This window comes from Streptomyces anandii JCM 4720 (assembly GCF_014650655.1).
Classification (GTDB): Bacteria; Actinomycetota; Actinomycetes; order Streptomycetales; family Streptomycetaceae; genus Streptomyces; species Streptomyces anandii.
In genome coordinates this window covers 1-1,163 of record NZ_BMVJ01000081.1, presented here as the reverse complement: position 1 = coordinate 1,163, position 1,163 = coordinate 1, and the positions used below count along the sequence as shown (strand labels likewise).

Sequence of the window (1,163 nt, the reverse complement as noted above, 5' to 3'; positions counted from 1 at the left end):
GGTTCGGCTACGGTCACGCATGCCTACGGCACGGCCGCCGGCAGTCCGTTCACGGTGACGGCGACGTATTCCGGCAACGCGGGCTTCGCGGGTTCCTCGGGGTCGGACACGCAGGCGGTGAATCGGGCTGGGACGACCACGACGGTGTCGTCGTCGCCGGATCCGTCGGTGGTGGGTCAGCCGGTGACCATCACGGCGACGGTGGCGCCGGTGGCGCCGGGTGCGGGGACGCCGACGGGGAACGTCACGATCGGCTTCGGTGACGGGAGTCCGTCCCAGACGCTGGCCCTTACGGGCGGCAGCGCGACGGTCACCCACACCTACACCAGCACTTCCGGCAGCCCCTACGTCATCAGCGCCGTCTACGCGGGGAACGGCGACTTCTCCTCATCGGTGGCCGTCGGCAGCCAGACGGTGAATCCGGCGCCGACGGCCACGACCGTGTCGTCGTCGCCGGATCCGTCGGTGGTGGGTCAGTCGGTGACCTTCACTGCCACGGTGGCGCCCGTGGCGCCCGGCGGAGGGTCGGTGACGGGGACGGTCACGTTCGACTTCGGTGACGGGAGTGCGACGGTGACGGTGCCGGTGGCCGGCGGCACCGCGACGGCCACTCACGCCTACGCCGACGCGACCGCGAGTCCGTTCACCGTCACCGCCACCTACAACGGCAGTGCCCTCTATGCCGGTTCCAGTGGTTCCGACACACAGACGGTGAACCAGGCGGGGACCAGCACTGTGGTGTCGTCGTCGCCGGATCCGTCGGTGGTGGGCCAGCCGGTGACGTTCACCGCGGTGGTGGCGCCGGTGGCGCCCGGCGCGGGGACGCCCACGGGGCCGGTCGTCTTCGACTTCGGTGACGGCTCACCGACCCAGAGCGCCACTCTGGTGGGAGGTACGGCTTCGGTCACCCACTCCTTCGCGTCAGCGACGGGCAGCCCCTTCACGGTGACTGCGGCGTATGGCGGTGACGGTGATTTCGGTGGTTCGTCGGGTTCCGTGGTGCAGTCGGTGGTTCAGGCGGGGACGACCACGACCGTGTCGTCGTCGCCGGATCCGTCGGTGGTGGGTGAGCCGGTGACGTTCACTGTGGCGGTGGCGCCGGTGGCGCCGGGTGCGGGGACGCCCACGGGGCCGGTCACGCTGGACTTCGGTGACGGGAGCGC

At 71.1% G+C, this 1,163-nt stretch carries 1 protein-coding gene and 1 pseudogene; both read left to right on the top strand.

What is annotated here, in order from left to right:
• Nucleotides 1-54 precede the first annotated feature (54 nt).
• Nucleotides 55-357, top strand: a pseudogene (locus IE249_RS40235) (Ig-like domain-containing protein); the annotation flags it as partial.
• A 36-nt stretch (nt 358-393) separates the two neighbouring features.
• The coding region (locus tag IE249_RS35385) for an Ig-like domain-containing protein (protein WP_229860032.1) at nt 394-1,163 on the top strand (770 nt) is incomplete at its 3' end.